The sequence below is a fragment of the Aliidongia dinghuensis genome (assembly GCF_014643535.1).
Classification (GTDB): Bacteria; Pseudomonadota; Alphaproteobacteria; order ATCC43930; family CGMCC-115725; genus Aliidongia; species Aliidongia dinghuensis.
In genome coordinates this window covers 557,890-583,925 of sequence record NZ_BMJQ01000001.1, presented here as the reverse complement: position 1 = coordinate 583,925, position 26,036 = coordinate 557,890, and the positions used below count along the sequence as shown (strand labels likewise).

At 68.1% G+C, this 26,036-nt stretch carries 32 protein-coding genes; 21 read left to right on the top strand and 11 right to left on the bottom strand.

What is annotated here, in order from left to right; all coding sequences use genetic code 11:
* Positions 1–210 precede the first annotated feature (210 nt).
* Positions 211–504 (top strand): DUF1330 domain-containing protein, encoded by a 294-nt coding sequence (locus IEY58_RS02895; RefSeq protein ID WP_189042217.1) that lies wholly within the window; start codon positions 211–213, stop codon positions 502–504.
* Here the strand turns inward: IEY58_RS02895 and IEY58_RS02890 are convergent.
* A complete protein-coding gene (locus IEY58_RS02890) occupies positions 501–923 on the bottom strand; it encodes a GNAT family N-acetyltransferase (RefSeq protein ID WP_189042215.1) in 423 nt (140 codons plus the stop codon). The genes IEY58_RS02895 and IEY58_RS02890 overlap by 4 nt on opposite strands.
* Between IEY58_RS02890 and IEY58_RS02885 the strand changes: the two genes are divergently transcribed.
* Positions 922–1,659, top strand: coding sequence for a class I SAM-dependent methyltransferase (locus IEY58_RS02885; RefSeq protein ID WP_229743445.1), 738 nt, complete (start codon positions 922–924; stop codon positions 1,657–1,659). The genes IEY58_RS02890 and IEY58_RS02885 overlap by 2 nt on opposite strands.
* A 6-nt stretch (positions 1,660–1,665) precedes the next feature.
* Here IEY58_RS02885 and IEY58_RS02880 read toward each other — a convergent pair whose 3' ends face one another.
* Positions 1,666–1,968, bottom strand: coding sequence for an ArsR/SmtB family transcription factor (locus tag IEY58_RS02880; protein ID WP_189042213.1), 303 nt, complete (start codon positions 1,966–1,968; stop codon positions 1,666–1,668).
* A 53-nt stretch (positions 1,969–2,021) separates the two neighbouring features.
* Between IEY58_RS02880 and IEY58_RS02875 the strand changes: the two genes are divergently transcribed.
* The 4 genes from IEY58_RS02875 to IEY58_RS02860 all read left to right on the top strand — a co-directional run bounded on the left by IEY58_RS02875 (position 2,022) and on the right by IEY58_RS02860 (position 5,333).
* Positions 2,022–2,981 carry a threonine/serine dehydratase gene (locus IEY58_RS02875; protein ID WP_189042211.1) on the top strand — a complete coding sequence of 320 codons (960 nt, stop codon included), beginning with the start codon at positions 2,022–2,024 and terminating at the stop codon, positions 2,979–2,981.
* A 52-nt stretch (positions 2,982–3,033) separates the two neighbouring features.
* Positions 3,034–3,336, top strand: coding sequence for an ArsR/SmtB family transcription factor (locus IEY58_RS02870; protein WP_189042209.1), 303 nt, complete (start codon positions 3,034–3,036; stop codon positions 3,334–3,336).
* A gap of 1 nt (position 3,337) precedes the next feature.
* Positions 3,338–3,922, top strand: coding sequence for an SRPBCC family protein (locus IEY58_RS02865; protein ID WP_189042208.1), 585 nt, complete (start codon positions 3,338–3,340; stop codon positions 3,920–3,922).
* A 259-nt stretch (positions 3,923–4,181) separates the two neighbouring features.
* Complete coding sequence (locus IEY58_RS02860; protein WP_189042206.1) at positions 4,182–5,333, top strand: FUSC family protein; 1,152 nt, start codon at positions 4,182–4,184, stop codon at positions 5,331–5,333.
* Positions 5,334–5,354: 21 nt separating this feature from the next.
* Here IEY58_RS02860 and proS read toward each other — a convergent pair whose 3' ends face one another.
* The gene (proS, locus tag IEY58_RS02855; RefSeq protein WP_189042204.1) at positions 5,355–6,842 is read right to left on the bottom strand and encodes a proline--tRNA ligase; all 1,488 of its coding nucleotides are present in this window, start codon (positions 6,840–6,842) and stop codon (positions 5,355–5,357) included.
* A gap of 166 nt (positions 6,843–7,008) precedes the next feature.
* On the opposite strand from proS, the gene IEY58_RS02850 reads away from it, so the two are divergent.
* From IEY58_RS02850 to IEY58_RS02825, 7 genes are all read left to right on the top strand, one after another.
* Complete coding sequence (locus IEY58_RS02850) at positions 7,009–7,470, top strand: GNAT family N-acetyltransferase (protein ID WP_229743444.1); 462 nt, start codon at positions 7,009–7,011, stop codon at positions 7,468–7,470.
* Positions 7,471–7,501: 31 nt separating this feature from the next.
* Positions 7,502–8,191: a monofunctional biosynthetic peptidoglycan transglycosylase gene (mtgA, locus tag IEY58_RS02845; RefSeq protein WP_189042202.1), complete on the top strand. Its 690-nt coding sequence runs from the start codon at positions 7,502–7,504 to the stop codon at positions 8,189–8,191.
* Positions 8,188–8,760 carry a DUF2939 domain-containing protein gene (locus tag IEY58_RS02840; protein WP_189042200.1) on the top strand — a complete coding sequence of 191 codons (573 nt, stop codon included), beginning with the start codon at positions 8,188–8,190 and terminating at the stop codon, positions 8,758–8,760. Before mtgA ends, IEY58_RS02840 begins: the two co-directional genes overlap by 4 nt.
* A gap of 123 nt (positions 8,761–8,883) precedes the next feature.
* Positions 8,884–9,828, top strand: a complete 945-nt coding sequence (gene secF / locus IEY58_RS02835; protein ID WP_189042198.1) for a protein translocase subunit SecF — start codon at positions 8,884–8,886, stop codon at positions 9,826–9,828.
* 52 nt (positions 9,829–9,880) lie between these two features.
* Positions 9,881–10,036 carry a hypothetical protein gene (locus tag IEY58_RS34280; RefSeq protein WP_229743443.1) on the top strand — a complete coding sequence of 52 codons (156 nt, stop codon included), beginning with the start codon at positions 9,881–9,883 and terminating at the stop codon, positions 10,034–10,036.
* Positions 10,033–10,437 (top strand): septal ring lytic transglycosylase RlpA family protein, encoded by a 405-nt coding sequence (locus IEY58_RS02830; protein ID WP_229743442.1) that lies wholly within the window; start codon positions 10,033–10,035, stop codon positions 10,435–10,437. The genes IEY58_RS34280 and IEY58_RS02830 overlap by 4 nt, the downstream gene beginning before the upstream one ends.
* Before the next feature lie 25 nt (positions 10,438–10,462).
* The gene (locus IEY58_RS02825; protein ID WP_189042196.1) at positions 10,463–10,798 is read left to right on the top strand and encodes a hypothetical protein; all 336 of its coding nucleotides are present in this window, start codon (positions 10,463–10,465) and stop codon (positions 10,796–10,798) included.
* Here the strand turns inward: IEY58_RS02825 and IEY58_RS02820 are convergent.
* From IEY58_RS02820 to IEY58_RS02800, 5 genes are all read right to left on the bottom strand, one after another.
* Positions 10,770–11,399 (bottom strand): LysE family translocator, encoded by a 630-nt coding sequence (locus tag IEY58_RS02820; RefSeq protein ID WP_189042194.1) that lies wholly within the window; start codon positions 11,397–11,399, stop codon positions 10,770–10,772. The genes IEY58_RS02825 and IEY58_RS02820 overlap by 29 nt on opposite strands.
* Positions 11,400–11,539: 140 nt before the next feature.
* On the bottom strand, positions 11,540–12,304 hold the full coding sequence (locus IEY58_RS02815; protein WP_189042192.1) for a PhoH family protein: 765 nt from the start codon (positions 12,302–12,304) through the stop codon (positions 11,540–11,542).
* Positions 12,305–12,751: 447 nt separating this feature from the next.
* A complete protein-coding gene (locus IEY58_RS02810) occupies positions 12,752–13,732 on the bottom strand; it encodes an NADPH:quinone oxidoreductase family protein (RefSeq protein WP_189042190.1) in 981 nt (326 codons plus the stop codon).
* Between the two features lie 17 nt (positions 13,733–13,749).
* Positions 13,750–14,784 (bottom strand): asparaginase, encoded by a 1,035-nt coding sequence (locus IEY58_RS02805; protein ID WP_229743441.1) that lies wholly within the window; start codon positions 14,782–14,784, stop codon positions 13,750–13,752.
* 185 nt (positions 14,785–14,969) lie between these two features.
* On the bottom strand, positions 14,970–16,004 hold the full coding sequence (locus IEY58_RS02800; RefSeq protein ID WP_308422380.1) for an amino acid ABC transporter substrate-binding protein: 1,035 nt from the start codon (positions 16,002–16,004) through the stop codon (positions 14,970–14,972).
* A gap of 228 nt (positions 16,005–16,232) precedes the next feature.
* Between IEY58_RS02800 and cuyB the strand changes: the two genes are divergently transcribed.
* From cuyB to IEY58_RS02775, 5 genes are all read left to right on the top strand, one after another.
* Positions 16,233–16,961 carry a cysteate racemase gene (cuyB, locus tag IEY58_RS02795; RefSeq protein WP_229743440.1) on the top strand — a complete coding sequence of 243 codons (729 nt, stop codon included), beginning with the start codon at positions 16,233–16,235 and terminating at the stop codon, positions 16,959–16,961.
* A gap of 13 nt (positions 16,962–16,974) precedes the next feature.
* Entirely contained in the window at positions 16,975–17,886 is a 912-nt protein-coding gene (locus tag IEY58_RS02790; protein ID WP_189042186.1) for a LysR substrate-binding domain-containing protein, read from the top strand.
* A gap of 260 nt (positions 17,887–18,146) precedes the next feature.
* Entirely contained in the window at positions 18,147–18,689 is a 543-nt protein-coding gene (locus tag IEY58_RS02785; protein ID WP_189042184.1) for an invasion associated locus B family protein, read from the top strand.
* Positions 18,690–18,919: 230 nt separating this feature from the next.
* Positions 18,920–20,095 carry a 23S rRNA (adenine(2503)-C(2))-methyltransferase RlmN gene (gene rlmN, locus IEY58_RS02780; protein ID WP_407648377.1) on the top strand — a complete coding sequence of 392 codons (1,176 nt, stop codon included), beginning with the start codon at positions 18,920–18,922 and terminating at the stop codon, positions 20,093–20,095.
* A 173-nt stretch (positions 20,096–20,268) separates the two neighbouring features.
* Positions 20,269–20,616, top strand: a complete 348-nt coding sequence (locus IEY58_RS02775) for an acyl carrier protein (protein ID WP_189042181.1) — start codon at positions 20,269–20,271, stop codon at positions 20,614–20,616.
* A gap of 4 nt (positions 20,617–20,620) precedes the next feature.
* Here the strand turns inward: IEY58_RS02775 and IEY58_RS02770 are convergent, their stop codons facing one another.
* The 3 genes from IEY58_RS02770 to IEY58_RS02760 all read right to left on the bottom strand — a co-directional run bounded on the left by IEY58_RS02770 (position 20,621) and on the right by IEY58_RS02760 (position 22,663).
* Complete coding sequence (locus IEY58_RS02770; RefSeq protein ID WP_189042179.1) at positions 20,621–21,388, bottom strand: hypothetical protein; 768 nt, start codon at positions 21,386–21,388, stop codon at positions 20,621–20,623.
* 63 nt (positions 21,389–21,451) lie between these two features.
* Complete coding sequence (locus tag IEY58_RS02765; protein ID WP_189042177.1) at positions 21,452–21,796, bottom strand: cupredoxin domain-containing protein; 345 nt, start codon at positions 21,794–21,796, stop codon at positions 21,452–21,454.
* A gap of 6 nt (positions 21,797–21,802) precedes the next feature.
* A complete protein-coding gene (locus IEY58_RS02760) occupies positions 21,803–22,663 on the bottom strand; it encodes an FTR1 family iron permease (RefSeq protein WP_189042175.1) in 861 nt (286 codons plus the stop codon).
* A gap of 244 nt (positions 22,664–22,907) precedes the next feature.
* On the opposite strand from IEY58_RS02760, the gene IEY58_RS02755 reads away from it, so the two are divergent.
* Genes IEY58_RS02755 through kynU form a run of 3 tightly spaced genes read left to right on the top strand, consistent with a single transcriptional unit; the run spans position 22,908 to position 26,035 of the window.
* Complete coding sequence (locus IEY58_RS02755; RefSeq protein WP_189042173.1) at positions 22,908–24,116, top strand: argininosuccinate synthase; 1,209 nt, start codon at positions 22,908–22,910, stop codon at positions 24,114–24,116.
* A gap of 30 nt (positions 24,117–24,146) precedes the next feature.
* Positions 24,147–24,785: an arylformamidase gene (gene kynB / locus IEY58_RS02750; RefSeq protein ID WP_189042171.1), complete on the top strand. Its 639-nt coding sequence runs from the start codon at positions 24,147–24,149 to the stop codon at positions 24,783–24,785.
* Positions 24,782–26,035 carry a kynureninase gene (gene kynU / locus IEY58_RS02745; RefSeq protein ID WP_229743439.1) on the top strand — a complete coding sequence of 418 codons (1,254 nt, stop codon included), beginning with the start codon at positions 24,782–24,784 and terminating at the stop codon, positions 26,033–26,035. The genes kynB and kynU overlap by 4 nt, the downstream gene beginning before the upstream one ends.
* Position 26,036: the final 1 nt, after the last annotated feature.

The following is a 26,036-nucleotide window of genomic DNA, read 5'->3' as shown; positions in this document are numbered from 1 at the left end:
CGGCGAGAAAGGGCGCGAAGCGACCGCGCTCAGAGGCGTGGAACGCTGTCGGAGCGCACAAAGCCAACGGAAATAAGCAGGGTGACGGCTTCCATGTGCGATCCCGAGAGCACATATGGAGCCGGGATCAGGCGTCGCCCGCGGAAGCTTCCCGTTGGACGTTGGCCAAAGAACGTCGGCGCTCGTCCTGAGTGAGCCAAGGAGAGATTGATGGCCAAGGCCTATTGGGTTGTCTGCTATCGGGAGATCAAGGACGCGGGCAGACTGGCCGAGTATGGCAAGTTGGCAGGCCCGGCGATCACCAAAGGGGGTGGCACGATCCTGGCTCGCGGCCCAGCCGCCGCCGCCTATGAGCATGGTTTGACGGAGCGCGTCGTCTTGATCGAGTTTCCCGACGTGGAAACGGCACGAGCCGCACATGATGGTACCGCCTATCAGGCGGCGCTTGTCGCCCTGGGCGACGCCGCCGTCCGAGACATGCGCATTGTCGAGGGCCTATCCTAAAGCCGCTTCTGCAGGAAGAAGCGCTGGTGGCCCGGCGGATGGTCGTCGATCTGGCCGAAGAGCGTGAACCCCAATTTCTCGTAAAAGCCGCGCGCCTGGAAGCTGAAGGTGTCGAGCCAGATGCCGCGGCAGCCGCGCGCCCGCGCCTCCGCCTCGGCATAACCCATGAGCTCCCGCCCGACGCCGGTGCCGCGCAGCTGGCGCGGCAGGTGCAGCAGCTCGACATAGAGCCAGTCGTAGCCGGTCCGGCCCCAGAGGCCGCCGATCGTCGCCCCCGTCTCGTCCTGGATCAGCACCGCGAGCAGCCGCGAGCCGCTCGGCCCGGCGGCCTCGGTGTTGTAGCAGACGAGCCCGCGGGCGATCGCCTCGCGGTCGCCCGGTGCCGGATCATCGGTCACGATCAGTTGGACAGGCCTCATGGCTTCAACGATAACGATGCGCCCCGACGCCTGCGAGCCCTTCATGCCGAACGACCTGCCCCACAGCGACGATCTGCCCGCCCATACCGATCTACCCGACAGCGCCGCCATCTATAATCCGCTCGTCCTCAGGCTCTACGATCTCTGGGTCACCCGCTTTTCCAACCGCTTCGCCTGGCGTTGCCCGGCCGCCCGGCAGATCGCGCATTACCGCGCCCATCTCGCCGACCGCCATCTCGATGTCGGCGTCGGCACCGGCTTCTACCTGCAATGGGCCGGCGAGTTCGGCGCCCGCCAGGTGGCGCTGCTCGACCCCAACCCGGATTGCCTCGCGACGGCACGGGCGCGGCTCGGCCAAGTGCCGGCGACGGTTTATCGCCAAGACGCGCTCGACCCGCTCGTCGTGCCGGAGCCGCCGTTCGGCTCGATCGGCCTCTCCTATCTGCTGCATTGCCTGCCGGGGCCAATGGCGCGCAAGGCCGCGATCTTCGACAATTTGCGGCCGCTGCTCGCACCCGGCGGCACGCTGTTCGGCTCGACCATCCTCGGTGACGGCGCCGGCCACAATCCGCTCGGCCGCAAGCTGATGGCGGTCTACAACGCCAAGGGCATCTTCGGGAACGCCGAGGATACGCTGCAGGCACTCGACCGGGAACTCAGCCACCGCTTCGCGACGGTGCGGATCGAGCAGGTCGGCGTCGTGGCCCTGTTCAGCGCCGCCGGTCCGAAGGCGTAGCAGCGATCAGAGCGCCGCGAGCGGCCCCGCCTTGAGGGCGGCGATGCGGGCTTCGTCGCGCCGGTAGAACGTCCATTGCTTGATGCGCTTCGCCTGGACGAGACCAGCCTGGGTCAGCACGCGCATGTGCTCGCTCAAAGTCGCCTGGGTGATGCCGAGCTTTTCCGCGATCAGGAGCGCGCAGACGCCGTCTTCGACCAGGTCGCCGTCGACCTGGGGCGGGAAATGGCGGCGCGGATCCTTCAGCCAGTCGAGGATCAGCAGGCGGCGCTCGTTCGCGAGCGCTTTGAGGATGTCGGCAACTTGCATTTCGTCATTTTGCTAAGTAACTAAGAGATGTCAATCGCCAGGGAGCTGCCAACATGGCCGAGATTTCGATCACGCGGGAGCGCATCGCCGAGACCGAGCGGCTCGTCCGCCCCTATGTCCGCCACACGCCGGTCGTGCGCGTCGACCTGGCGGATTTCGGTCTCGCGGCCGGGTCTGACGATCTCAAGCTGCCGGTCGACCTCAAGCTCGAGCTCATGCAGCACTCGGGCTCGTTCAAGGTGCGCGGCGCCTTTGCCAACCTGCTGACGCGGCCGGTACCGCCCGCGGGCGTCGTCGCGGCCTCGGGCGGCAATCACGGTGCGGCCGTCGCCTATGCCGCCATGCGGCGCCAGGTGCCGGCGACGATCTTCGTGCCAAACGTCACCTCGCCCGCCAAGGCGGAGCGCATCCGCGGCTATGGCGCCGAGTTGGTGATCGCCGGCGAGCGCTATGCCGACGCGCTGGCCGCGAGCGAGGCGTTCCTCGCCGAGCGCGGCGGCCTCGCCATCCATGCCTTCGACCAGCCGGAGACGCTCTTGGGCCAAGGCACGCTCGGACTCGAGATCGAGGCCGATCTGCCGGACCTCGACACGCTGCTGGTCGCCGTCGGCGGCGGCGGGCTGATCGGCGGCATCGCCGCCTGGTTCGGCCGCCGGGTCAAGATCGTGGCGGTCGAGCCAGAAGGTTCGCCGACACTCCATCAGGCGCTCACGGCCGGCCGGCCGGTCGATGCCGAGACGAACGGCATTGCCGCCGATTCCCTGGCGCCGAAAAGAGTCGGCGAGCTGATGTTCCCGATCGCGCAGGCCTTCATCGACCGCTCGGTCCTGGTCAGCGACGACGACATCCGCCGGGCGCAGCAGGCGCTGTGGGACCATGTCCGGGTCGTCGCCGAGCCGGGCGGCGCCGCCGCCTTCGCCGCCCTCCTCGCCGGCCGCTATGTCCCGGCATCAGACGAGCGCGTTGCCGTCCTCGTATGCGGCGCCAACACCACCGCCGTTCGGTTCGGCTGACGAGCGTCATATATTCCTTGACGGGAATATTCCATAATCGGAATATGAAGGCATGGCTACCTTCGAAGCCCTTGCCGATCCCGTGCGCCGCCGGATCCTCGACCTGCTCCGGCAGGGCGAGCAGCCGGCCGGCGCGCTCGTCGAGGCGCTGGCGCTCCGGCAACCGAGCGTCTCGAAGCACCTGAAGACCCTGCGCGAGGCCGGGCTGGTGCGCATCCGCGTCGACGGGCCCCGCCGGCTCTACAGCCTCGATCCCGAACCGCTCGCCGCCCTCGACGCTTGGCTCGCCCCCTACCGGCACTTCTGGGCCGACAAGCTCGACGCGCTCGGCGACCATCTCCGACGGAGCGATTGACATGGCCCGACCAGCGACCAACCGACCGGGGCCCGACCGCCCGGCGACCGACCGCCCGGCAACCGACCAACTGGGTACCTATGAACGAGATGGCGACGTGGTCGATTTGCGCTACGAGCGCCATTATCCGCGGCCGATCGAGACTGTCTGGGCGGCACTGACCGACCCGACCCGGCTCACCGACTGGCTGAGCGCCGCCACGGTCGAGCCGCACCAGGGCGGCCGCTACGAGCTCTTCACGGAGCGCCCGCGGCCGATGACTGGGCGCATTACGGTCTGGGAGCCGCCGCGCGTGCTGGAATACAGCTGGGACACGGGCGACGCGCCGATCACCACCGTGCGCTGGGAACTCTCGCCCGACGGCGCCGGCACCAAGCTGGTGCTGCGCCACTTGGGCATGCAGTTCCATTGGGTCGGCCTGGTGCTGCCCGGCTGGCACAGCTTGCTCGAGCGGCTCGACGGGTTGCTGGCCGGCACGCCCAAGCCCGACTCGATGGAACGCTGGCGCGCGCTGCAGGCGGTCTATGTCGCCGAATACAAGCTCGAGGGCGTCCTGCTCGACCCGCCGCCGGGCCATGGGCAGTGAGCACCAGCCTGCAAAGATTTTCCTCTGCGCTGGTCGCCTCTCCGCCCCTGGGGCGGAGAGGTTGGGTGAGGTGGGGGATTCCAGTGCAGTCGCCCATGCGAAAATCATCTTCGATTTGCCGTAGCGCCCTCTGATCTCTAACGTTCAGCCGCGGCTCTCTCTGCGCGTCCCCACCTCACCCGACCTCTCCGCCCCAATGGGGCGGAGAGGAGATGTTGGAAGGCGTGAGCGACACCGCGGCCTCTGAGGCGGAGGGACGATGGGCGACCGTTGGGGGCAATTGGTGGGTTGGCTCAAGGCCCACCCGACCGAGTTCCGCCTCGGCCTGCGCATGCTGGTCGCGGGCATGGCGGCCTTCTTCGTCGCCGACGTGCTGCTGAACCTGCCGCAGAGCTACTGGGCGGTGCTGACGGCCGTCATCATCATGCAGGCGAGCCTCGGCGGCGCGCTCAAGGCCTCGGTCGACCGCATCGTCGGCACGATCCTGGGCGCGCTCTGGGGCGTCATCGTCGGCTTCATCGTGCCGCACGGCGGCTCCTGGCTGCTCGCAACCACCATGCTCGCGACGCTGGCGCCGCTCTCGCTGCTGGTCGCGTTCAGGCCGGCCTACCGGATCGCGCCGGCGACCGCGATCATCGTCCTCCTGGGCTCGTCGAGCCAGGAGGCGGGGCCGTTTCTGCCGGCACTGCACCGGGTGCTCGAGATCATCATCGGCAGCCTGGTCGGGCTCGCCGTGGCGCTGCTCGTGCTGCCGGCCCGCGCCCATCGCCTGCTCGCCGACCAGAGCTCGACCGTGCTCAGCGTGCTCGCCGAACAGATCGGCGAGCTGCCGCCGCGCCTCGCCGGCCGGGCAGATGCCGCCGCCTGGCAGCGCATCGCCGATCGGCGCCGCAAGGCGCAGGAGAAGGCCGAGACGCTGGCCGACGAGGCGAAGCGCGAGCGGCGCAACCGCCTCGCCGACACGCCCGACCCGGAACCGCTCACCCGCACGCTGCGCCGGCTCGGCATCGACATGGCGCAGATCGGCCGGGCGACGAACGAACCGTGGGACACTAGCTTGGGGGACGCGAGCCTGGCCGAGCGCCTCGCCGTGCCGGTGGCCAACGTCGCGACGGCAACCGGCACGTTCCTCACCGATTGCGGCCGGTCGCTCACCACGCGGCGGCCGCCGCCATCGTCCGAAGCCCTTTCCGACGCTATCGACCGCTATGCGGAGGCCGTCGCAACCCTTCGGCGCGAGGGCCTCACCCGGCCGCTCGCCGGGCCCGCGATCGAACGGCTGTTCGGCCTCGGCTTCGCGCTCGACCAGCTCCGGCGCGATGCCGAGGACCTGGCCGAGCGGATTGCGGAGCTGGCGCCGCCGAGCGAACCGGAAATGCCGGCCGACGAGGCGGCGCCTGCCGCCCAGTAGTCGCTGCCGGCCAGTCGCCGCTCAATAGGCCTTGGCGTAGATCGCGTCGACCGTCGCCGGGGCGCCAGTCACCAGGCACTGGCCCTCGCTGCCCGACTGCTCGTGCGGCAGGCAGCGGATGGTGAGGCCGATCTCGCCGAGCTTGGCGTCGATCATCGGGTCGCCCGAATATTTGCCGACGACGAAGCCGGTGCCGCCCTTCTTCTCGAAATGCTCGACCAGGTCGGCGTAGTTGGCCAAGCCCTCGACCATATTGGCCTTGCGATAGGCCAGCGCGTCGTCATGCAGCTTCTGGTCGAGCTCATTGAGCTCGTCGCCGATCTTGGCCACGAACTCGTCGAGCGACGCCGAGCGCTTGGTGCCGATCGCGTCGCGGCGCACAAAGGCGACCGTGCCGGCGGCGACGTCGCGCGGGCCGATCTCGACCACCAAGGGCACGCCCTTCTTGATCCAGGCCCATCGCTTGTTGGCGCCGCTGTCGTCGCGCAGGTCGACTTTGACCCGGACCGGCTCGTCGTCGTAGCGCTGGGCGCGGAGCCGCTTGGCCAGCGCTTCGGCCGCCAGGATCACCTCGTCGCGCCCCGCCTCGTCGCGCAGGATCGGCACGATCACGACATGGGCCGGCGCCATCTTAGGCGGCAGGCGCAGCCCGTCGTCGTCCGAATGGGTCATGATCAGCGCGCCGATGAGCCGGGTCGAAGCCCCCCACGAGGTCGTGTAGGCGTAGCTCAGGCCCCCGTCCCTGTCCTGGTACTGGATGTTTGCGGCCTTCGCGAAATTCTGGCCGAGGAAATGCGAGGTGCCGGCCTGCAGCGCCCGGCCGTCCTGCATCATCGCCTCGATCGTGTGCGTCTCGTCGGCGCCCGGGAAGCGCTCGCCCGGCGACTTCTCGCCCGCGATGACCGGAATGCGCATCGAGCCCTCGACCACCTGGCGATAGACGTCGAGCATTTGGCGGGTCTCCTCGATCGCCTCCTCGCGCGTCGCGTGCGCCGTGTGGCCTTCCTGCCAGAGGAACTCGCTCGTGCGCAGGAAGATGCGCGTACGCATCTCCCAGCGCACCACGTTGGCCCACTGGTTGATCTTGAGCGGCAGGTCGCGATAGCTCTTGATCCAGCGCGCCATGGCCTCGCCGATGATCGTCTCCGACGTCGGGCGCACGACGAGCGGCGATTCGAGCTCGCCGTCCGGCACCAGCTTGCCGTTCTTGTTGACGAGCCGATGGTGCGTCACGACGGCCATTTCCTTGGCGAAACCCTCGACGTGGCTCGCTTCCTTCTCAAAGAGCTCGACCGGGATGAAGATCGGGAAATAGCAATTGTCGTGGCCGGTCTCCTTGATCAGCCGATCGAGCTTGGCCTGGAACCCCTCCCAGATCGCCCAGCCCCACGGCTTGATGACCATGCAGCCGCGCACACCCGAATTCTCGGCCATGTCGGCCTCGCGGATGACTTCCTGGTACCAGTCGGCGAAATTCTCGGAGCGGCGGACGCGAAGCGCATTCTTCATCGGATGGGCCTTGGCAATGGGCAGCAGGGCAGGTCCGGCTGTCCTACAAGCTGGCAGGAGCCGAGACAAGCGGGTTCGGCGCAGGTTGCGGCCGCGGCGGAGCACGTGGCAGCATCCGGCCGCCCCCAAGCCCCCTTACGCGAGGGAGCCCTTCAAAGGAGTCATCTTGTCCGATCTCACTTATCGCCGGGCGACGGCGACCGACCTGCCGGCGCTCGTCGCCATGCTGGCCGACGACATGCTGGGCCAGGCGCGTGAGCGGCCGGAAGACCCGCTGCCCGACGCCTATCGGGCGGGCTTCGCCGCGATCGACGAGGACCCGCGCCAACTGCTGCTCGTGGTCGAGCGGGCGGGTGCGATTGCCGGCATGCTGCAGCTGACCTTCATCCCCGGCATCTCGCACATGGGTGCCTGGCGCTGCCAGATCGAGGGCGTGCGCGTTGCAAGCACCGCGCGCGGCGCGGGCATCGGCGAGGCGATGCTGCGCCACGCGATCGGCGTTGCGCGCGAGCATGGCTGCCGCATCGTGCAGCTGACCACCAACAAGGCACGTGCCGACGCCAAGCGCTTCTACGAGCGCCTGGGATTCGAGCCGGCGCACGAGGGCATGAAGCTGACGCTCGGCTAGAACCTTTCCCGAACCCCGCCGTTTGATCGCCATGGCCCGCGCCCTTTCCTGGTCGATCCGCCTCTTGGCAGGCTTCCTGGCCCTGAGCCTGCTGGGTGTCGTGGCCTATCGCATCCTGCCGCCGCCGGTGACGCCGCTCATGCTCGTGCGCGCGGTCGAGGGCGAGCCGATCCATGCGCCGTGGCTCGCCGCACACGACATCCCGCCCGACATCGTGGCCGCGGTGCTGACCTCGGAGGACCAGCGCTTCTGCCAGCATCACGGCTTCGACTTCATCGAGATCGACAAGGCGCTCGAAGCCGAGGAGGACGGCCGCCGCCTGCGCGGCGCCAGCACGATCAGCCAGCAGGCGGCGCGCGACCTCTGGCTGCTGCCCGTCCGCTCCTTCGTCCGCAAGGGCATCGAGGCTTATTTCACCGTGCTGATCGAGGCACTCTGGCCGAAATGGCGCATCGCGCAGAGCTATCTGAACACGGTCGAGTGGGGGCCCGGCGTCTATGGCGTCGAGGCGGCGAGCCAATATGCCTTCCACCATCCGGCCTCACGTCTCAGCCGGCACGAGGCGGCGCTGCTCGCCGCCATCCTGCCGAACCCGCGGCGCTGGTCGGCGGCAGCCCCGACCGCATACATTCGCGGCCGGGCCGAAACCATCCTGGAACGGATGGGCCGGCATGAGGCCGACACCAGCTGCGTAAAACCGCTCGGAGAGCAAATGGAATGAATTGGAAGGCCCCGTTCGTCGTCATCGGCGTGCTCGCCGCAGGTTACGTGGCGTATCCCTATCTGGCGCTCACCCAGCTCGTCGACGCGGTCGAGAGCGGTGATCCGGCCCAGCTCGAGCCGAAGGTCGACTGGCCTTCGGTGCGGCAGGGCTTCAAGGACGACTTCAACGGCGCGCTCGCAGCCCGGGTTTCTGGCCAGCCCGACAATGGCTTTGCGGCCTTGGGCCTGGCCTTGGGCGCCAAGCTGGTGGGTGGCGCCGTCGACGCGCTGGTGACGCCAGAGGGCCTCACCGGCATCATCCAGGCCGGCCGCCGCGACAAGGCAGCCGCGGCAGCGCTCGGCAGTTCGAGCGGCCTCTCCTCGCCGGCGCCGACCGACAACGAGGGCAAGCCCAGGCACACGCACGTAGTCTGGGCCTTCTTCGACGGGCTCACGAGCTTCACCGCGCGCGTCCGCGGCCGCGGCGAGGCGGATAGCGACCCGCCGGTCCGTCTGCGCCTTCAGCTCGAAGGCGGCCGCTGGATCCTGACGCGCGTGTTCCTGCCGGTGCCGTCGAACGAGCAATAGCGCCCGCCCGGTGTGCAGTGTTTTGATGCCGCTTTCACGGTTCGCCGCCGAAGCACGGATGGCATTTCCACGAGCCCCTGTCGTGAGATCAGGATACCGATCGATCTCGACAGGTTCCTACCCATGCGCCCCTTGCTGCGCCTCGTTCCCGACGATACCAAGATCCCGTTCATGCGCGGCCGCTATGCCGGCGTCGCGACTTCGGCGATCCTGTCGATCGCGTCGATCATTCTGTTCCTCTGGCCGGGCCTCAATTATTCGATCGATTTCCGCGGCGGCGTACTGATCGAGGCGCGGCTGCCGGGGACGGCCGATCTCTCCGCTATCCGCAGTACGGTCGGTGGGCTCGGATTCGGCGAGGGCGCGGTGCAGCAGTTCGGCTCGCCCAGCGACGTGCTGATCAAGCTCGGGCCCGAGGCGGGGAGCGAGGCCGGCCGCGCCCAGGTCCAGGCGGCGCTGCAGTCGCGCTTTCCCGGCACGGAGCTGCGCCGGGCCGAGGTCGTGGGATCCAAGGTCTCGGGCGACCTGTTCCGCGACGGCATGACCGCCGCCGCCATGGCCCTGGGCGCCATGCTGCTCTACATCTGGTTCCGCTTCGACTGGCAGTTCGGCGTCGGGCTGGTCTCGACGCTCGTGCTCGACGTGACCAAGACGATCGGCTTCTACGGCATCACCCGCCTGTCGTTCGATCTCAATTCGCTGGCCGCGATCCTGATCCTGATCGGCTTCTCGGTCACCGACAAGGTCGTGGTCTATGACCGCATCCGCGAGAACCTGCGCAAGTTCAAGGCGATGCCGCTCCGCGAGGTGATCGATCTCTCGATCAACCAGACGCTGTCGCGCACCGTCGCCACCTCGCTCACCGTGCTGCTCTCGATCCTGCCCCTGGCCATCCTCGGCAAGGGCTCGGTCCAGGACTTCGCCTGGACCATGGTGTTCGGCATCGTCATCGGCACGACGTCCTCGATCTTCATCGCCTCGCCGATCCTCCTGTTCCTCGGCGAGAAGCGGCTGCGCCGGCAAGCCGGCGCCGGTCCCGGCACGCCCGAGCGCCCAGCCACAGCTTGAGCCACGTGGCCTGAGAATTCAGGCCGCTCCCTTCCCCAAGGTTCACCCCATCATGGAAATGCCATTGCCCCGCGCGGTGACGCCGCGCCACCCCGGCGGCCGTCCCGCCTCGCTCTCCCGGCGCCAGCTCGAAGGACCGACGCCGGTGTCGCGCGAGACGGCGCCCATCCGCACCTTCGCCGAAACAACGAACGAGGCCCACGGGTGAGGGCCGGGTTCGGTTGGCCGCTCGCGGCCGTGGCCCTCGGCCTGGCCCTTGCCCCGGCGGCTTACAGTTCGGCCGAAGCGGCTTGCGGTCGGGAGCGAACGCTGCCGGCCGGCGCCGGCCTCTCCTCCTGGTACGGCGCCGAGCAGGGCGGCCGGCGCACGGCGAGCGGCGAGCGGTTCGATCCGAAGGCGCTCACCGCCGCGCACAACAGCCTGCCGTTCGGCACTCGCCTCAAGGTCACCAACCTCGCGACCGGCCGTTCGGTCACGGTGCGCATCAACGACCGCGGTCCGGGTTACGGCCGGCTGATCGATCTGTCCGAGGCCGCCGCCCGCCGGCTCGGCACCCGCGCCTGCGGCCTTGCCGCCGTCACGATCGAGCAGGTTGCTGAGGCCGACTGACGCCCTTGATGAGGAGTGCCTTGCGATGATGCGATGCCTCTACCGCAGCGACTACGGCCCGGCCGACCCCGGCTTCAATGCGCAGGGCTCGGCCCAGCGGCTCGCGAAAGACTATCCGGCCTATACCAACGTGCTCGCGACCGCCGAGAATTCGCGGCAGATGGACGCGATCCTGCGCCGGCTTGCGCACGGCGACAGCGTCGCCTGGTGCGAGACCGGCTACGGCTGGGTAGAGACCCCCGCGTTCGAAAACGGCTTCACGCTCGCCGCCCTCTTCATCCTGCTGCCGGTCGCCTGCTGGCGTTTGGCGCTCTGGATGCGCCGTCGCAGAGCTAGCGCCGATCGTCGAGCGCCAGCCTGAGTGCCAAGCCCCCGAACACGGTGCTGAGGAACCAGCGCTGGGCGCGGGCGATGCCAGGGCGCTGCCCAAGGAAGCGGGCGAAGCCGCTCGCCGCCAGGATGACGCCGCCGTTGATGCTGAAGCCGATGATGCAGAGCACGCTCACGAGCACCAGCGACTGGGCGACCATGCTTTTCGCCGGATCGACGAACTGCGGGAAGAGCGCCAGGAAGAACAGCGCCACCTTGGGGTTCAGGAGGTTCGTCGTCAGCCCCTGGCGGAACGCCCGGCCCCAGGCGACCGACGGCAGGCCGTCGCGCACGCCCAGCGCCTCCTTGGCGCGGAACGTCGTCCAGGCGAGATAGGCGAGATAGCCCGCACCGGCGAAACGCACCGCATCGTAGACGACCGGCGACAGCGCCAGCAGCCCGGCCAAGCCGTAAGCGGCGGCGAGTGCCCAGACATAGCAGCCGGCCTGGATGCCGAAGAGGGCCGCAAACGCCGTCTGGCGCCCCTGGGCGATGCTGCGCGACAGGCACATCAGCATGTCCGGCCCGGGCGTGATCGCCAGCGCCAGGGCAGCGGCGGCAAACAGCAGAAGCGTTGGCAACGGCACGAGCATCGGATCCTCCGGCGAGACACGCGATGGTAGGAGCGTAACGCGCCGCCGTGCCGACGAAGAAACGGCGGCCGGACATGTCCGCCCGGCCGCCGCTGCAGGTCTAGTTCACCCTCGCCCGCTTGCGGGAGCGAGGGACGTTCTCACAGCACCATCAGCATCTCGGCCACGAGCGGGTGGCGCACGATATCCTGCTCGGTCAGCCGCACGACCGCGATGCCCGGCACATTTTCGAGCCGGCGCGCGATATCGGTCAGGCCCGAGAGCCCTTCGAGCAGGTCGCTCTGGTCCGGATCGCCGGTCAGCACCATGGTCGAGTGCCAGCCGAGCCGGGTCAGCAGCATCTTGATCTGGCCGTAGGTGCAGTTCTGCGCCTCGTCGATCACCACGAAGGCGTTATTGAGCGTACGGCCGCGCATATAGGCGATCGGCGCGATCTCGATCGTGCCGTCGGCGATATATTGCCGGACCCGCTTGCCGCCGATCCGGTCGTTGAGCGCGTCGTAGAGCGGACGGAGATAGGGCGCCAGCTTCTCGTGCATGTCGCCCGGCAGGTATCCCAGCGATTCGCCCGCCTCGACCGCCGGTCGCGACAGGACGATGCGGTCGACCCGGCCCTCCTCGAGCGCCTCGACCGCGGCGGTCACCGCCAGATAGGTCTTGCCGGTGCCCGCCGGCCCCAGGGCCAGCGCCAGGTTGTGGGTATCGATGGCGCGCATCAGCGTGCGCTGGTTGTCGCTCTGCGGCCTGACTTTGCGGACATAACTCTGCTCGCGATGATCGTCGTCCGCCTCCGCCGCGACCGGATGCCAGCCGCGGCTGTGGCCGGTCTCCGCCCCGAACAGGGGCTCGATCTTGGATTCGAAGCTGCGAACGGACTGTGCGGCACGGGTCGAGCGCTTGGCCATGATCACTCCTGAGAAAACAGGTGACGCGTCGCAACCGGCCGCGGAGGACCCGGGGCCGGAAAACAAAAACGCCTCGCCGCGGAGCGGAGAGGCGTCGGGTCGGCACGGCTTTGAGAAGGCCGGGCGGATGGGAATTCGATGGATCGGTGCGTGAGTCAAACGCGGGGAAACCTTACTCACCGAATACTGTAGACCGTCAAACGATACGAGGATTTTACGCAGAACGCCACCACGCATCGCGGCTTCAAAAAAAGATTCACACAACATCTGGGGTGCCGCGACTCGGCGCCCCGCCGCACACTCACCCGCTGCACACTCAATAGAGCGTCGCCTTCACCCGCTCGCTGAGCGCGCGGTCATACTCCTCGCCGCCGACGCGCGCCTCGCTCACCGCGGCCGGGATGGCGCCGGCGCTGGGCCTCGCCCATCCGTTCCGCCCTCCCCGCTTTACCGCCCCGTCGTCAGCACGACCTTGCCGGTTGCCTTGCGCGACTGCAGCACGCGGATCGCCTTCGCCGCCGCCTCGAGCGGGAAGGTCTCCGAGATGTGCGGCTTGAGCGTGCCGTCGGCGACCCAGCCCAAGAGCGCCGCGAACGAGGCGCGCACGCGCGCCGGGTCCTTCGCCCGGTAGGAGCCCCAGTAGAATCCCACGGCCGAGCAGTTCTTGACCAGGAGCAGGTTGGCCGGGATCTGCGGGACCTTGCCGCCGGCGAAGCCGATGACGACGAGGCGCCCTTCCCAGGCGATCGAGCGCAGTGCCGCGTCGAAGAGCTCGCCGCCGACCGGGTCATAGACCACGTTGACGCCGCGCCCTTGGGTCAGTTCCTTGACCCGCGTGCGAACGTCCTCGCTTGAGGTGTCGATCAGATGGTCGGCGCCCCGGCTCTGGGCGATCGCCAGCTTCTCGGGCGAGCTCGCCGCCGCGATGACGGTGGCGCCCATGGCATGGCCGATCTCGACCGCGGTGAGGCCCACGCCACCCGCCGCCCCCAGCACGAGCAGCGTCTCGCCGGGCTTCAAGTCCGCGCGCCAGTCGAGCGCGCCATGCGACGTGCCGTAGGCGATCGGGAAACCGGCCGCCGCCTCGAAGCTCATCATGTCCGGGATCTTGTAGACCGAGACGGCATCGGCCACGACCTCGTCGGCATAGCCGCCGACGCCGACCAGGCCCAGCACGCGGTCGCCGACCGCAAGATCCACGACCTCCGGGCCCAGTTCCGCCACGACACCCGCGACCTCGAAGCCCGGGGTGAACGGCAGCGGGGGCTTTTCCTGATAAGTGCCGGCGACCAGCAGGCCATCGGCGAAATTGACGCCGGCGGCATGGACATGGATGCGGACCTGGCCCGGCCCGACCGGGGCGCTGGGCAGGCTTTCGAGCGTCAGGCCCTCGGGCTCGCCGAGCGCGGTGCAGACGACAGCACGCATAGGACGTCTCCTCGGGCTCAGAAGTCGAACGCGGCCGCCGGGCGCATCACGCCCACCTCGACGCCGGCGACATTCTTGATCTTGGGCAGCAGGAACGGATGGAGCGCCATGCGCTGGTCGTCCGTGAAGCAGCCGAGCCGGTCGAGCAATGCTGCGACCGCGACCTCGGCGGCGCGCCCGGCGCCGTCCTCGATCTTGAGTGCCAAGCCGAGGCCGAGCTTGGGCAGCGCTGCGCAGAACACACCCTCGGCCCCGGGCTTGAGCCGCACCTGGTCCCCCGCCACCAGCATGACCTCGACCGCGAGCCCGCCGGTGCCATCGACCAGCAGCGGATGAGCCGCCATCGCGTCGAGGATGCGGGTCGAGGCCGCCCGGCGCTCGTCATGGAGGCCGGTGGGGTCGGCCATCCGCGCCATGCCCTGCGCCATGGCCTGCAGCGTCAGGCCAATGACCGGGATGCCGCAGCCGTCGCGCCCGGCCGGCGCCCGCGCCATGTCGGTGCCGGTCATGTCACCGACCGCCGTGATGACCCGGCGCATCACCGGATGCTCGGCCTCGATATAGCCCCTGTGGTCCTCGCCGAGGCAGGCGGCGGTGCAAAGGAAGCCCGTGTGCTTGCCCGAGCAGTTGTTGTGCAGCTGCGACGGCGGCTGGCTGCCGCGGATCAGCGCCTGGGCCGACGGCACGTCGGTCGGCAGATGGGCGCCGCATTCGAGATCGCCCTCGCCCATGCCGATGCGGCAGAGCCAGGCCGAGACCTTCTGGACGTGGACCGGCTCGCCATGGTGCGAGGCGCAGGCAAGCGCCAGTTCCTCGGCCCCGAGCCCATACTTGTCGGCCGCCCCTGTCTCGAGCAGCGGCAGGGCCTGCAGCGGCTTGATCGCCGAGCGCGGGAAGACCGGCTGGTCGACAGCACCGGCGGAACGGACGATCTTGCCGGCGGCATCGACCACGGCGAAGGCGCCGCGATGGCGCGATTCGACCATGGCGCCGCGCACGATTTCGACCAGCACCGGCGCCGGGTCTTGGTGGAGGTCAGTCGATGGCGGCACGGCGGGTCTCCCGAAAGCTGGTGCGAATTTTTCCCGCACCATGCCCGGCTCTCGCCCGCAATTCAAATGCCGTCGCTCCCGCGCAGGCGGGAACCCAGCGTTACGCGCGGCAGCGCGGACAAGGGTCTTGTCGCCGCAGACGCGGCTCTTGCTGGATTACCGCCTACGCGGGAATGACGCAAAGATTACCTAAGCGGCAGCGCGTACATCAGGCCGCCGCGGGTCCAGAGGTCGTTCAGACCGCGGTCGAGCTTGATCGGGCTGCCCTTGCCCATGTTGCGCTCGAAGCTCTCGCCGTAATTGCCGACCGCCTTGATGATCGCATAGGCCCATTTCTCGTCGAGCCCGAGCGCCTGGCCGTTGCCGGCGGTGACGCCCAGGAAGCGCTGCACCTCGGGATTGCCGCTCTTCGCCTTCTCATCGAGGTTGGCCTGGGTGATGCCCAGTTCCTCGGCCTGGATCATGGCGGTCAGCGTCCATTTGACGATGTCGAGCCATTGATCGTCGCCGTTCCTGACCATGGGCCCGAGCGGCTCCTTGGAGATGAGCTCGGGCAGGATCACCCAATCGTCCGGCTGCGGCATGGCCGTGACACGCAGCGAGGCCAGCTGCGAGGAATCGGTTGTGAACGCGTCGCACCGGCCCGACGACAGCGCCGAGATATTTTCGTCGACCCGCTCGATCACCACCGGCTTCAGCTCGATATGATTGGAGCGCGCATAGTCGGCCATGTTGAGCTCGGTCGTGGTGCCGGGCTGGACGCAGACCGTGGCGCCGTTCAGCTGCTTGATGTTTTTGACGCCCGACTTCTTCGACACCATGAAGCCCTGGCCGTCGTAGAAATTGACGCCCGCCATATGCAAGCCCAGCGACGCCTCGCGCGTCAGCGTCTGGGTCGCGTTGCGGGTCAAGACGTCGACCTCGCCGGACTGCACCGCCGGAAAGCGCTGGACCGCGGTCGTCGGCACATACTGGACCTTGCTCGGGTCGAGGAAGACAGCAGCAGCGATCGCCTTGCACAGATCGATGTCGAGCCCCTTCCAATCGCCCTTGCTGTCCGGCAGTGAGAAGCCGGCGACGCCGGTGTTGACGCCGCAGATCACGTGACCACGCTGCTTGACCGCATCGAGCGTGACACCCGCCCTGGCCGGGAGAGCGCCGCCCAGCATCAAGCCGCCCGCCAGGCCCGCCCAGAGCGCCACCCTAACGATCTTACCCATCCGATCCCCCTCATTGCCGACAAAGCCCGAACGGCATCGAAGCCTATCGAGGCCATCCAGGAATGCGAATGCCGTTTCGGCATGTATTATGCTGTTGATGCATGAAGTGGGCCGGACCAATCAGGTTATGCCGTAGAAGCATCGCCGAGGCCGAAGCGGCATTGGCCGGCCGCCGCGGGCGCTTCCTATCCTCGGATCCGTCGATCGAGGAGCGGAGGCCGGACGATTATGAACGGAGAGATCTTGGGCGTATTGGGCGGCATGGGGCCGGCAGCGACGGCGGATTTCCTCGCGAAGCTGGTCGCGGCGACGCCGGCCGCGTCGGACCAGGAACATCTGCCGGTGATCGCCCGCTCGATCCCGGCCATCCCCGACCGCTCGCGCGCCATCCTCTGCGACGGCCCCTCGCCCCTGCCGGCGCTCAAGGCCGGACTTGCCCAATTGCGCGCCGCCGGCTGCACGCTCGCGGTCATGCCATGCAACACGGCGCATCACTGGTTCGAGCCGCTGGCGCGCGAGATGCCGATGCTGCACATCGTCGATGCCGTCGCCGACGCGCTCCGCCGGTTCGGCGTCACCGCGGGTCCCGTTGGTCTGCTCGCGACCAGCGGCACGATCGCCGCCGGTATCTACCAGAACCGGCTCGCCTATCAGGACCGGCGCACGGGCACCGGCTTCGAGATCCTGGTACCGACGCCCGACGAGCAGACCCGGCTGGTCGAGGCCTCGATCCGGGCGATCAAGGCCGGCCATTGGACCGACGCGCAGGCGGCCTTGGAACAGGCCGTGGCACGGCTGCGGGAGAGCGGCGTCCAGGCGACGGTGCTCGGCTGCACCGAGCTGCCGCTCGTGCTGCGGCCGGAGGCGGCCGATCATCCGCTCGTCGACTCGACCGCGGCCCTGGCAGAGGCCTGCGTCGCGGCGCTGCGCGGCACCGGCATGGGGCGTGCCGCTTGAGGAGGGGCATGCATTGGAACTGAAGTGGCTCGAGGATTTCGTCAGCCTCGCCAACACCGGCAGCTTCTCGCGCTCGGCCGAGGAGCGCAATGTCACCCAGCCGGCGTTCAGCAGGCGCATCCGCGCGCTCGAGATGTGGCTCGGCGCCGAGCTCATCGACCGTTCGACCTATCCAACGACCCTGACCCCCGCCGGGCGCAGCTTCCGCGCGACCGCCGAGGAGGTGCTGACGCTCCTGGGCCAGCAGCGCGACGCCTTCCTGATGGAGCGGAGCCGCACCCATGCCGCCGTGCGCTTCTCGGCGCTGCACACGATCAGCCTCACTTTCTTCCCGCGCTGGCTGCGCGAGATGGAGAAGACGCTGGGCCCGCTCACGACCCGGCTGGTGCCGGGCAACCTGCACGACTGCGTCGAGGCGCTGAGCGAGGGCGATTGCGACTTCCTCCTGTGCTTCGCCCATGAGGCGGTGCCGATCATGGTCGATCCGGCGCAATTCCCCTCGATCCTCGTGGCGCGCGACCGGCTGATGCCTGTCACACGGCCGGGCGGCGACGGCAGCAATTTCCCCGGCACCGACGCAGCCCCGGCGCGGCTGCTCGCCTATTCGGCGGACTGCTTTCTCGGCCGCATCGTCGAGCAGATCCGGCAGCGCAACCCGGCGCATCATTTCGCGGTCTGCTATGAGAATTCCATGGCGGAGTCGCTGAAGGCGATGGCGCTCGAAGGCCACGGCGCCGCCTGGCTGCCGATGAGCTCGATCACCCAGGAACTGGCCGCCGGCACGCTCGTCCGCGCCGCCGGCCCGGAATGGGAGCTGCCACTCGAGATCCGTCTCTACCGCTCGGCAGCGCGGCTGCGTCCGGCGGCCGCAGCACTCTGGGCTCAGGCGCTCGCGACCGGCGCCCCACCACCGCGCGATCCATAAGACCCGACTCGATCCAATACCCAACTCGCTCCGGAGCCTATCGCCAGCGCACTCGCGGCCCTCTAGCAAGGACGCAGGGGCGGCACAATCAGTCGTTGCGGCACAAGGGTTTCAGCGCCGATGCGCAGCGTTATTTTTTCATCCGAGCGATTTCGTGCCATTTTTTTGCCTCGACGTTGCGGCAGGATGACGGCATCACCGATGGGACGGTGCGCCGGGATCGGACCCCCGGCAGTAGGACGAGAGATCGAGGTAAGTTCATGTCGACGAAACATTGGGCCGCCGTCGCGGCCCTGGCCGCAATTCCTCTGCTGGCGGGCCCTGCCGGCGCGGCTGGCGCCGCGACGACGACGGCCCCGAAGCAGCTCGGCGAGTTTCATAGCTGGACCGCCTATACCATGGCCGACGGCAAGGGTGAGATCTGCTACGTCGTCGGCGCGCCCAAGAGCCAGGAGCCGACCAAGGTCAAGCGCGACGCCCATCTGCTCGTCACCCATCGACCGGCCGACAAGGCGTTTAACGTGGTCTCGGTCGAGCCTGGCCAGAATTTCGCCTTCGCCAAGGGCGCCGACGTGACCGTCGCCATCGACAAGCAGAGCTTCGATTTCTTCACCGCGAGCGACACGGCCTGGTCGCGCGACAGCGACACCGACAAGGCGGTCGTGACCGCCATGGCGAAGGGCAAGGAACTGACCGTCAAGGCCAAGCCCGCCAAGGGCGCCGACGTCTCCGACGTCTACGCGCTCGCCGGTTTCGGCGAAGCACTGGGCGCCATCGACAAGGCGTGCAAGGTCAAGCGGTAGAACAAAACTGTCATTCCCGCGGAGGCGGGAACCCAGCCATGAGCCGCGTCCGCGGCGACATGACTCTTTATCCGCGCTACCGCGCGTAAAGGACTGGATCCCCGCCTCCGCGGGAATGACGAAATTTGCCCCCCGCACCCGGCGTATTGCAGCCCAGCAGCGACGGGCCTTGGGATTTCGCGGGGTTTCGGCATATAAGAGCCGCTTGAACTCCGATGAGCAGCTTGACCATGGACGCCCACGCCCCGACGGCCGACGCGACGGCCACCCTATTGCCGACAGCCACGCCGGCGACCACCGCCGATACGCGGATCAACCTGGTCGGCCTGTCGCGCGAGGAGCTGGTGGCCGAGATGGCGTCGATCGGCGCGCCCAAGTTCCGCGCCAATCAGCTGTGGCAGTGGATCTACAACAAGGGGGCGACCGAGTTCGACGCGATGACCTCGCTGTCGAAAAGCTTCCGCGCCGGGCTTGCTGAACGCTACGTCGTGCGCCGGCCCGAGACGACGCGCGATCTTGCCTCGATCGACGGCACGCGCAAGTGGCTCTTGAAGTTCCCCGACGGTCAGGAAGTCGAGACGGTTCATATCCCGGAAGAGGACCGCGGCACGCTGTGCGTCTCGAGCCAGGTCGGCTGCACGCTCACCTGCAAGTTCTGCCACACCGGCACGCAGAAGCTGGTGCGCAACCTGACGGCGGCCGAGATCGTGGGCCAGGTCATGCACGCACGGGACCGGCTCGAGGAATGGAACGCGGCCGAAACCGACCGCAAGCTCACCAACATCGTCATGATGGGCATGGGCGAGCCGCTCTATAACTACGAGAACGTCTCGAAGGCGCTCAAGATCGTCATGGACCACGAGGGCATCTCGCTCTCCAAGCGCCGCATCACGCTGTCGACCGCCGGCGTCGTGCCGATGATCCGCCTGTGCGGCGAAGAGCTCGCCGTCAATCTCGCCGTCTCGCTCCATGCCGTGAACGACGAATTGCGCGACGTGATCGTGCCGATCAACAAGAAATACCCGATCGCCGAGCTGCTAGACGCCTGCCGCACCTATCCGGGCTCGTCCAACGCCCGGCGCATCACGTTCGAATACGTCATGCTGAAGGGCATCAATGACAGCCCGGCCGAGGCGCGCGAGCTGGTGCGGCTGCTCTCGGGCATCCCGGCCAAGGTCAACCTGATCCCGTTCAACCCCTGGCCCGGCGCGCCGTTCGAGTGCTCGACCGATGCTGCGATCAAGGTGTTCGCCGACATCGTCAATGCGGCGGGCTATTCCTCGCCCGTGCGCACGCCGCGCGGCCGCGACATCCTGGCGGCCTGCGGCCAGCTCAAGTCCGACAGCATCAAGATCCGCAAGAGCGAGCTCCTGCGGCGCGAGGCGGAAGCGGCGGCGGCCAACTGAGCCGCCGCAACCGCTGCCGGCAACCACCGATCGCGCGAATTGCGGACATCGCGCTATGGCCGCTGCGCAGCCGACCGTGCTAGAAGAACGGACCGTTTCGACCGAATGAGGTGCCCTTTGAAAGGGCACGGGGCCGGGGCGGCTTTCTTGCCACGGCAAACGGCGGCGCTCAGATGTCCTCCTCGACTGCGGACGTCAAGAACTGGATGCATATGTTCCGCTGGATCGTGAAGCTGATCCGCGATGAATACGGCATCGATGAAAAGCAACTGATCCGCACCGCGGTGCTGGAAACCGATCTGGGCTTGAGCCTGGAGCAGGTCGAGCGAGTGCTCGAGTTCGTCTCCGACAGTTTCGAGATCCGTTTCCCGGACGGCACGCTCGACGAGGTGCTGCGGCTCGAGGAGCTGTGCCTCGTCGCCTCGTGGCTCAAAGGCTTCTACAAGCGCCCGCCCTTCATCGGCCTGCAATACGAGACAGCATGCCGGGCGCTCAATCCCGGCGCCTCGACCGAGGTCTGACGCCTTAGAGCGGGATTTCGAGTTCGAACTTCCAGCGGACCGTGCCATTGGCCGACGCGCGCGTGGCGCCGAACAGATAGCCCGCCTCGTACTTGAATTTGCCCAGCGGCCCGACGAAGAAGCTGCCGACCCCGACCGGGCCGACCAGGAACTGCTGGTCCTGGAACTTGCCGATCCGGTCGATCTGGCCGGCGTCGCCATAGACCTCGACCGCCGGCGAGAAGGCCTGCGTCATGTTCCAGCGGCTCTGCCAGGCATAGCTCAGGTCAAAGCCGTGGTTGTCCTGGTGCGGCCCGACGTTCTTGCCGAGAAACAGATTGAGCGTCTGGGTCGTGTGGCCGACGTCCTTCTCGAAGAGCGGGCCGAACAGCATCGAATCCGAGGACTGGTTCTGCAGGCCGTGGGCGTATTCCCAGTAGAACCCGACGTCGGCCCAGTTCTCGCCCGGCTCGGTCAGGCTGAATGTGTTCTCCCAGACGGCCTCGCTGACATCGGTCGACTGGCCGACGCCCGGCGGCCGCTCGAACCCGAGCTCGAGTTCCGGGTGCCACCAGGAATTCACGCCATAGCCGATCTCGGCCGTGTAGGACTGCGCGTTGTCGTTGTCGCGGTTGCGGTCCCAGCTCCAGGCGCCGTTGTGCTCGATCTCGAGTTCGTGTTCATCGATCTCGTTGGGCGAGCGGATGTGAAAGTCGGCATGGGCCGCGACGGGCGCCGCGAGTGCAAGGGCCGCGACGGCGAGACCGCCGAGGCGGCGCGCGAAGATGGTCATATGCTGTCTGAACTCCGGTGCGCTGGCGCAGGATTACTTGGCGTAGAATTCCTTGGCGCGCGATTACTTGGCGACCATCACGCCCTTGGCGGTGTCCTGGTGGAAATCGCCGAAGAACTTGTATTCGCCGGGATCGAGCGGGCCCAGGAACACCTGGATCTCCTGCCCGGGTGCCACGACCTTCTCGCGCTTCAGCTCGAAGCTCTCGAACTCTTCCGGCGTCGGGTCCTCGTTCTTGACCAGGAGCTTGAACTTGACGCCGGCGGGCACCTCGAGCCGGTCCGGCACGTATTTGTGATCCTTGATCGACAGGTGCACCGCATCATCCGCAACGGCCGGGCCGGCCATGGTGAGGGCAGCGGGCGCCAGCGCCGCGAGCGCCAGCGCGGCGCCGAGGGTCTTGTTCATTTTGTCTTATTCACCAGGTTGAGCGACGGGCGGTACCATGGTGCCGGTCTTCGGCGGCTGGGTCTTGGCCTTGCCGATGATCCGGCTGAGCGAGATCAGCACGACGAGGGTCACGAGATAGGTCACGATCTGGATGCCGCTCGGCCGGTCGGCGTAGCCCACGAGCGCATGGAGCGCCCGGCCGGCGAGGCTGTCCTGCGCCAGGATGGCGGAGCTGTCCCAGACCTGGTCGCCCAAGGTCGGCACGAGGCCGATCTGGGCCAGGATGTCGGCGGCCTGGCCGGCCATGCCGGCGGCGAGCAGTGCCACCAGCCCATTCGTAACCGAGAACAGATGCCGGATCGGGATGATGACGAGGCCGCGATAGAGCAGGTACGACAGGAGCGAGCCGAGCCCGACGCCGGCGAGCCCGCCCACGAACAACGGCACCGGCCCTTCCTGGCTGGAGGCGGCGATGCCGTAGAGGAACAGCACGACCTCGAAGCCCTCACGCAGCACCGCGACCGCGACGACGATGGCCATGGCCAGGAGCGACTTCTGCCCGGTCTTGACCGCCCGGCCGGCCGCCGACATCTCGGCCGCCATCTCGCGCCCGTGCTTCGACATCCAGACCGTGTGCCAGCCGAGCATCACGACGGCGAGGCAGAGGATCGAGACCGTGAACAGCTCCTGGCCCGAGCCCTGGAACGCGCTCGACACCGCGCCGGCGAACAGCGCCAGGATCGAGGCGCCCAGCACGCCCGCCCCGACGCCGGCCGCAACCCAGCGGCCACGCCCGCGCACGCCCTCGGTCGCGGCGAGCACGATGCCGACGATGAGGCCGGCCTCAAGGATCTCGCGGAACACAATCAGCAAACTCGCCAGCATGGCGCTACTCCTAAGCACCGATACCGGCAGGGCATCGGGCGACGGCACAGATATTCAGAACCATTCGCAATTGCAAGATCAGTCGTAACGCAAACGACTCGCAGGCGCAAGCGCTGGCCGGTCGCGGCAGGGTTCCCTGTGCTGCACACCCCTGTTCCGCACACATTGCCGGCCGCCTTGCCGGCCCGGCACATTCCCCTATACTGCCGGCCTCGATTTTTCCCTGTAAGCGCGTGAGAGAAGCATGAGCGGCAGCATCAAGAAGGTCGTGCTGGCCTATTCCGGCGGCCTCGACACCTCGGTCATCCTCCGGTGGCTGCAGGATACCTATCGATGCGAGGTGGTGACCTTCACCGCCGACCTCGGCCAGGGCGAGGAGCTGGAGCCGGCGCGCAAGAAGGCCGAAATGTTCGGCGTGAAGGAGATCTTCATCGACGATCTGCGCGAGGAATTCACCCGCGACTTCGTCTTCCCGATGTTCCGCGCCAACGCGCTCTACGAGGGCCAGTATCTGCTCGGCACCTCGATTGCCCGGCCGCTCATCGCCAAGCGCCAGATCGAGATCGCGAAGCTGGTCGGCGCCGATGCGGTCTCCCACGGCGCCACCGGCAAGGGCAACGACCAGGTGCGCTTCGAGCTCGGCTATTACGCGCTGAAGCCCGACATCAAGGTCATCGCCCCCTGGCGCGAGTGGGACCTGAACTCGCGCACCAAGCTCATCGAATACGCCGAGAAGCACCAGATTCCGATCGCCAAGGACAAGCGCGGCGAGGCGCCGTTCTCGGTCGACGCGAACCTCCTGCACATCTCGGCCGAGGGCAAGGTGCTGGAGGATCCGTGGCAGGAGGCGCCGGAGCTGGTCTATTCCCGCACGGTCAATCCGGAGCAGGCGCCGGACAAGCCGGAATATATCGAGGTCGAGTTCAAGCGCGGCGACGCGGTCGCGGTGAACGGCGAGCAGCTCTCGCCGGCGGCCCTCCTGACCAAGCTCAACGAGCTCGGCGGCCGCAACGGCGTCGGCCGGCTCGACCTGGTCGAGAATCGCTTCGTCGGCATGAAGAGCCGCGGCGTCTACGAGACGCCGGGCGGCACTGTGCTGCAGGCAGCGCACCGCGGCATCGAGAGCATCACGCTCGACCGCAATGCCGCCCACCTCAAGGACGAGCTGATGCCGCGCTATGCCGAGCTCGTCTACAACGGCTTCTGGTTCTCCCCCGAGCGCGAGATGCTGCAGGCCTTGATCGACAAGAGCCAGGAGCATGTGGAGGGCACGGTTCGCCTGAAGCTCTACAAGGGCTCGGTCACCGTCGTCGGCCGCAAGTCGCCGAAGACGCTCTACAGCCTGGCCCACGTCACCTTCGAGGAAGACCAGGTCTACGACCAGCGCGACGCTGCCGGCTTCATCAAGCTGAACGCGCTGCGCCTTCGCCTCGCCAAGGCGGCGCGCGGCTAAGCCCGCGCGTCCTCCCGGGATGGCGCTTTGATGGAGCTCTGGGACATCAGCCCGGCCTTGCGGCCGGGCACGCCCGCCTTCCCCGGCGACACGCCCTACCGTGAGGAACGGACCTGGGTGCTGGGGCCGGATTGCCCGGTCAATGTCGGCGCCATCACCCTCTCGACCCACGCCGGCTCACATGCCGACGCGCCGCTGCATTACGACGCGAACGGCGCTCCGGCCGGCGCGTTCGAGCTCGCCCGCTTCATCGGCCCGGCGCGCGTCGTCGACCTGCGCGGCCTCGGGCCGCTGGTGCGGCCCGACCACCTGGCGGCAGCACTCGCAAGACCCGTCCGCCGGCTCTTGCTCCGCACCTACGAGCGCATGCCGCAAGACCAGTGGGTCCAGGACTTCACCGCGATCGACCCGGCGGCGATCGATTTCATGGCAGCACACGGCGTCGACCTCATCGGCACCGATGCGGCCTCTGTCGATCCCGCGACCTCCAAGACGCTCGATGCCCATATGGCGGTCCGCCGCCACGGCATGCTGATCCTCGAGAACCTGGTGCTGGACCACGTGCCGCCCGGCGACTACGAACTGATCGCCCTTCCCCTGAAGCTCATGAACATGGACGCGGCACCGCTGCGCGCCGTGCTGAGACCGCTGCCGAGCCCAACATCGTGACGCCCACACGCCCCGTTTTGGCCCGCCCCGATCTCGCCGCCCTCGACAAGACCGACCCGCTCAAGCCCTTCCGCGACCGTTTCGTCTTGCCGCAGGGAGTGATCTATCTCGACGGCAACTCGCTGGGCGCGCTGCCGCGGGCGACCGCGGCGCGCCTTGCCCAGGTGATCGAGGCCGAATGGGGCCGCGACCTCATCACCAGCTGGAACAAGCATGACTGGATCGCGCTGCCGGCGCGCGTCGGCGACAAGATCGGCCGGCTGATCGGCGCCAAGCCCGGCGAGACGATGGTCGGCGATTCGACCAGTGTGAACCTGTTCAAGACGCTGGCCGCCGCCCTCCGGCTCCGGCCCGGCCGCAGGGTCATCCTGTCGGAGCCGGCGAATTTCCCGACCGACCTCTATATTGCCGAGGGCCTGGCCGCCCTCCTGGCCGAGGGGCACGAGCTGAGGCTGGTCGAGCCGGAAGCGATCGACGCCGCGATCACCGATGAGGTCGCGGTCGTCATGCTGACCCACGTCAACTACCGCACCGGGCGCCTGCACGACATGGCGCGCGTCACGACCCGGGCGCATGACGCCGGCGCCTTGATGCTGTGGGACCTCTGCCATTCGGCCGGCGCCGTGCCGGTCGACCTCAACCGGGCCGGCGCCGATTTCGCCGTCGGCTGCGGCTACAAGTACCTGAACGGCGGGCCGGGCGCGCCCGCGTTCCTCTGGGCGGCCGAGCGCTGGCACGGACAGATGACCATGCCCTTGACCGGCTGGCTCGGCCACGCCGCCCCGTTCGCGTTCGAGACGCATTTCCGCCCGGCCGACGGCATCCAGCGCGGCCTGGTCGGCACGCCGCCGATTCTGAGCCTGGCAGCCCTCGAATGCGGCGTCGACATCCTGCTCGACGCCTCGATCGCGGAAATCCGCAAGAAGTCGCTCAGCCAGTCGGCACTGTTCGCCCAGCTGGTCGAGGAGCAGCTGGCCGGCCACGGCTTCACCATCGTCTCGCCCGGCGACGAGGCCTCCCGCGGCAGCCAGGTCTCGCTCGCCCATGAGCAGGGCTACCCGATCATGCAGGCACTGATCGCCCGCGGCGTGATCGGCGACTTCCGCGCGCCCGACATCCTGCGCTTCGGCTTCACGCCGCTCTACCTCGGCTATGCCGAGCTGTGGGACGCGGTCTGGGTCTTGAAGGAGATCATGGAAGACCGGTCCTGGGACCGGCCGGAGCATCACGCCCGGGCAAGGGTAACGTGAT